Genomic DNA, 5,679 nt, shown 5'->3' with positions numbered 1-5,679 from the left:
CGCCGCCGGAATGGGCGCCGTCAGAGCGGGCGGCGCCCGGGTGGGCGGCACCCGGGTGGGCGGCGCCCAGGGAGTCCGGGGTGCCCAGGCCGATCGCGGCCAGCACGGCGGTGACCACCGGGCCGGTGAGCGCGGACGCGGACGGGTCGGCCTGGTCGATCGCCGGGGCCAGCACCGCGTCGAGCCCGCCGCCCGGCACGGGCCGGCCGGGACGGATCAGGACGTCGTCGCTGACGGGATCGCGCAGGGCGCCGTCCGGGGTGATCCACGCGTCGAGGATCCCGGCTGCCTCCAGCGCTGCCTCGATACCCGCCCGGTGTTCCTCGGGCACACCGTCGACGAAGTCGACGACCTTCCACAGCGCGGCGCCGGCCCGGCCGTCGCGGGCCGCGGCGGCCCGGGTGTACGGCGTCGGCGGCGCGTCGTGGCCGCCGGCCTCCAGACGGGCGATCTCCTCGGCGAGCCGGTCGCGTTCGCCGCCTGCCGCCGCCCGCTCGGCGTCGACCTGGGCCTGCCGGCGGCCGAGCGCGGCGGTGGCCTGCCGGGCCGCGGTGTCCACGGCCGTTGTCACCGGGTTCGGGCCGTCGAGGGTCTCCGCCCATGCTTCCGCGGCGGCCAGCACCTCGTCGGCGTCGGCGACCCGCAGCAGGGCCGTGCCGGCCAGGTAACGCGCGTACGCCTCGAGGAGCTCGGCGCCGCGCCGGGCGGTCAGCTCGTCGGCCTCGGCGATCCGGTTGATCGCGGCCTGCCGCTCGGCGCTGATCCGGTCCAGCTCCTCGCGGGCTGTCCGCGCGGCGGTCTCGGCCGTCCACGCCTGCGTCAGCAGCCCGTCCAGGCGGGTGACGGCGTTGCGCTGCCGGTCGACGAGCGCGGTGCCCGCCCTGGCGGCGGCCGGGTAGGGCGGCTGGTCACCGTCCAGCTCGGCCAGCACCGTGGCATGCCGGTCGGTGATGCGGGCCGCCTCGGCCGCCCGCGCCGCCGTGGACAGCGCGGCGCCGAAGGTCTCCTCGTCCGCGGCGGCGGTCCGCCGGGCGGCGGTGGAACGGGCCTGCCGGCGCCTGACCGCCTCGTCGGCGGACGCGCTGTCGCTCCGGCGGCCGGCGGCGAACCGGGCCAGCCGCTCGGCCTCGGCGCCGGCGGTGCGCAGCGCCTCGGCGTCGCGCATCTCCGGGCTGTCCTGCAACGCCGTCCGCCGCACCTCCAGCGCGGCCCTGGCCGCGGCCAGCTCCTCGAGGCGGTGCTGCGCGGCGGCCAGCGCCTCGCTCGCCGTCTGGTGCGCGCTGTCGGCCTCACCGAGCTCCCGGCCGAACTGTTCGTAGCGGCTGTGCGCCTGTCGCGGCGGTGCCACGGCGCGTTTCGCGGCGACGGCCGCGTAGCGGCGGTAATGGGTCAGGAACGCGTCCGCGGCGGTTCTCGCCTCGTCCAGGCCGCGCAGCGCCTCGCGTTCCTCGTCCAGGCCGCGGAACGCCTCGGCCACGGTCGCCACCAGCGCCGGATCCAGCGGCGGCAACGCCTCGGTCAGCGCCCGGGAGAGCAGCTTCTCGTCGGGCTTCTTCGACAGCTGCGGCTGGCGGAGCTGGATGAGCAGGTTGACCAGCGCCTCGTAACGCTGCGTGCCGAGACCGAACAGTGTCTCGTCCACGGCCCGGCGGTAGTCCGACGCCGTGTCGTACACCGCGCCGTACCCGTCGACGGCCTCCCTGAGCTTGTCCCGGGTCAGCGCCACCCTGGTCGGGCCGACCAGGGACAGCTGCGGGCCGATCCGCTGCCGGGTGACGAAGAACCAGTGCCGGGCGATGCCGCGCCCGGCCACCGCCTTGAGGCCGACACCGATCGTGCGGTACTCGGCGGCGCCGTCCGCGCACAGCCGGCCGAACTCCAGCCAGGTGTACCCCAGCCGTTCGGGATGCGGATGCCGGCCGCCGAGCAGCAGGTTCCACTCCATCCGCTTGTTGCGGTCGCCGTCCGGCTCGACCCGGTGCGCGGCCAGCTCGCCGTCGAGCAGGAACGGCAGGGTCAGCGCGAGCACCTTCGACTTGCCGGTGCCGTTGTTGCCGCGCAGCAGCAGCCGGCCGTCATGGAAGTGGAACTCCTCGACGTCGTAGTAGAAAAGGTCCACCAGGCCGGTGCGCAGCGGCTGCCAGCGCTGCCGGCGCGGCGTGGGTGCCTCGGCGCTCACCCGCGAGCCGCCTTCCTGTCAGTGGTGGTGTCCCTGGTCTGCTCGGCTCTGCCCCGGGCCCGGCCGGCCCCGCTCCCCTGCCGGCCGGTCCCGCTCCCCTGGCCTGCTCTGCTCCCCTGGCCGGTCCTGTTCCCCTGGCCGGCTCTGCCCCGGCCGGTGCGGGCCGCCGGGCCGGTGCGGATCGTCGGCGCCTCGACCGCGTACCGCGCGATCGCGGGCCGGGCGAGCACCATCGGCTGGTCACCGGGGACGTCGACGACCAGCCGCAGCGCGCGCAGCTTGTCCAGGGCCGCGGCGAGCAGTTCGGCGTCGGCGCCCGGCTCGGTGACACCGCGCCGCCAGTAGGCGGCATGTTCGACCGCCATCTTCCGGACGTGGGCGCGCAGCCGGGCGGTCGGCACCGGTTCGCCACGGCCGGCCGCGGCGGCCAGATACTCGGCGACGAGCAGGGTGACATGGCCGTCGGTGCGCTGTTCGGGCATCCGCACGTCAGTCACCTCGTCGTCGGGGTCGACCATGGCGATGCCCTCGGCGCGCATCTCGGCGACCAGGCCGGTGGCCTCCTCGATCCGCCGGGTGATCGCGTGCCGCTGGCTGGTCAGGTAGGCGCGCTCGTCCTCGGCGAGCTCGTCGTAGTAGACGACCGGGTCGTCCAGCAGACGGCGGGTCAGCCGGTGGCGCAGCGCCCGGTTACGCAGCTCGTCGGTGTCGGCGACCGGCTCGTGGGTCAGCTCGGCCAGCCGCTGGCCGAAGTCCGCGGCCTCGATGGTGGACGGGCCGCGGACGCCGGTCAGCATCGACGCCAGGATCCGGCGGCGCACGTCGTACAGCACGTCACCGGTGTCGGTGAGGTAGGCGTCCTCGTCGCCGGCGACCCGTTCGAGCACGCCGAGGGTGAGCAGCAGCCGGACCACCCCGACCAGGTCGGAACGCTCGTCCCGGCGGCTGAGGGTGAACGTGACACCGGCGGCGGCCAGCTCCGGGTCACTGGCCGCGACGATGATCCCCTCGGCCAGCCGGCCGAGGGTGACCTGCGCGTCGGCCGTCTCCAGCACCACCAGCGCGAGGCAGAGCAGCACGTAACGGCGGCGCCCGAACGGTGCCCGGCCCCGGCCCTCCCGCGCCGGATGCGTGCCGTCCGGATCAGCCGGCACCGTCTTGAACAGCCGCGCCGACTCGACGTCGACGACCAGCCGCCAGCCGGTCTCCACGGCGAGCCATTCGCGCAGCTGCGCGGCGTTGCGGCGGACCAGCCGCAGCGCGTCGTCGTCCGCGCCGGCGCTCAGCAGGGGCTTGGCCAGCAGGATGCGCAGGGCCTTGCGCCGCTGCGCCCGCTTCTCCTCGGTGGACGCGTCCCCGGTCATAGCGCTTCCGGTCATACCGCTTCCCGTCATACCGCTTCCCGTGCCCCGCCGGGCCGCGCCGCGGTCAGATCGACGATCTCGACAAGGTGCTCCGGGCCGTGCAGCACCCCGTCACAGGTCTCGATCGCCACGGTGCCCCCGTCGGGGACGAGCGACAGCCGGATCTCCATGCTGCCGTCGCTGGTGGTGGTCTTCACCTCGGTCTCGCCCGGCAGCCGGGCCGCGAGCGCGTCCCCGAGGACGCCGAGGAACAGCCGGAACGCCTGCCGGTCGAGCACATCGAGGCCGGAGAGCAGGACCGGCCCGGCGGTGGCCAGCCGTTGCCGGGCCGCCGCGGCCTCCTCGGCCTCCCGGGCGGCCTGCTCCTGGAGGAACCGGCGCTGCCCGGCGCGGTCCGCGACCCGGTTGGGCTGCCCGCGCCGCTCGTAGGAGCCGGTCCGGCGCAGCTGCGGGCTGATCCGTACCGGTGGTGCCTGCCGCCACGGCGTGGCCGGCGTCGGCTCGTCCTCCTCCCAGGCCGTCAGGGTCTCCTGGGTGACCGTCAGGTGCCGGGCCGAGGTGAGGCCGAACGCCGCCCGCCACAGCCGGTGGGCCGCCGCGTCGTCCGGTGCCTCGGCGAACCAGCGGCTGAGTGCGCGGAAGTCCGCCGACCGGTCCGAACGCCCCGAGCGGCGCTCGTTGAGCGCCGCCACGGTGTCGATGAGCTGGGTGATCGCCGTGACGGCCGCGCCGCGCAGCAGCCGGGCCTGGGACGGATGGCGCGAGTCGGCGGAGAGGAACCAGTCCCGCAGGCCACGCCACCGGTTGCGCCAGTCGGCCAGGGATGCCGCGGCCGCGGCATCGTAGGCGGCGGACGCGTCCGCGTCGATGACGGGACGTCCCCCGGCACCCCTGACAGCGCTCTCGGCGCTCTCAGAATTATTACTGTCAGTCACAGTACTGCCAGTCACGTTGCCGGTGGCACCGCTGCCGGTGCCGTCGGTGCCGTCGGGGATGTCCGGGACGACGTCGGCGGCCTCCCGGCGGGCGGCGAGCACCAACAGGCGGTCCACGCCGGCTGCCTCGATCCGGCCGAGCAGGGTGGCGATCTCCGCTCCCCGGTTGGCCAGGTCGGCGATGAACCGGTTGATGTAGTCGATGAGCCGCTGCTTGTAGGCGACGAAGGCGTCCACGTTCCCGTCGGCGAAATCAATGACCCGACGCAACGAGGCCATGAATGCCTGTGCGTTGTCGGCGAGCCCGGTGAAACGTTCGGCCAGCGCCAGCAACAGCAGGTGCACCTTTGCCGGATCGAGACGTCCCGGGCCCGCCGCGGCCATCTCCGCCAGTGCGTGCAGCTGGGTGGCGATGTCCTCCAGCGCCACCGACTGCAGCGCGCCCTTGCGGCCGACCGCCTCCTCGTAGACGGTGATCGCGTCCTCGGCGGCCTGCCCGGCCACGGTCAGCTGGTAGAGGTAGCGGGCCCGGTGGAAGTCCTCCACCGTGACCACCCGGGAGGTGTCGGGATCGGCCCGCAGGTTCCCCCACTCGACCAGCTTCTCCAACGCCGCGACCACCGGCTCGGTATCCCCCGGCCGCCCCAGGTCCACGCTGACGTCCTCGGGCCGCATGTGCACGATGAACCGGTCCCGCGCCCGCGCGAACGTCGTCAGCACGTCCCGGTAAAAGGGGGCATTCGGTGCGCTCAGGTGCGCGAACGGCTGTCTGGACGCGCCGTTTGCCGCCCTCTCACCGGTCCCCGCGTCAGCCATCACACCGACCAGTATTACGAACCATCCGCCGCCCACGAAACGCGGGTACCCGGTCACAAACAGTGTTGCACTGGATGCCACCCCGGCATGATCCTCGCGACGGTCTTCTGGCCATCTCCCTCCGCCGCGGGCCGCGGCTGTCAGGCGCGTAGCAGGGTGATGGTGCGGCCGGCGGGGCTGGGGATGGTGATGATGGTGGTTCTGTCGGTGATGGGTGGGGCGTCGGGACGGGTGTCGAAGAGGACAAGGACGCCGTGGTCGAGATGGATGCGGTCGAGGTAGCCGTCGAGCTGGATCAGGCCGCGGCGCAGCGGGTCGGCCTCGCCCGCGCGGCGGACCTTGAGTTCGAGGGCTTCGCGTTGCCAGTGGCGTCTGCCGTCCGGGG

3 protein-coding genes and 1 pseudogene are annotated in these 5,679 nt (G+C 74.4%); all 4 read right to left on the bottom strand.

Going from position 1 to position 5,679, the window contains the following annotated elements; all coding sequences use genetic code 11:
- The coding region (locus AC5LSR_RS22080) for a TIGR02680 family protein (RefSeq protein WP_493468943.1) at positions 1 to 2,179 on the bottom strand (2,179 nt) is incomplete at its 3' end.
- Positions 2,176 to 3,558 (bottom strand): TIGR02678 family protein, encoded by a 1,383-nt coding sequence (locus AC5LSR_RS22075; RefSeq protein ID WP_250287151.1) that lies wholly within the window; start codon positions 3,556 to 3,558, stop codon positions 2,176 to 2,178. The genes AC5LSR_RS22080 and AC5LSR_RS22075, both read right to left, overlap by 4 nt.
- Positions 3,559 to 3,569: 11 nt before the next feature.
- On the bottom strand, positions 3,570 to 5,294 hold the full coding sequence (locus tag AC5LSR_RS22070; RefSeq protein WP_493468942.1) for a TIGR02677 family protein: 1,725 nt from the start codon (positions 5,292 to 5,294) through the stop codon (positions 3,570 to 3,572).
- A 140-nt stretch (positions 5,295 to 5,434) separates the two neighbouring features.
- Positions 5,435 to 5,679, bottom strand: a pseudogene (locus tag AC5LSR_RS22065) (ATP-binding protein); the annotation flags it as partial.

This window comes from Protofrankia sp. CiP1_Cm_nod4, assembly GCF_982290645.1.
Note: the sequence above shows the minus strand (reverse complement) of the source record. Positions and strands in the feature narration are given on the sequence as shown.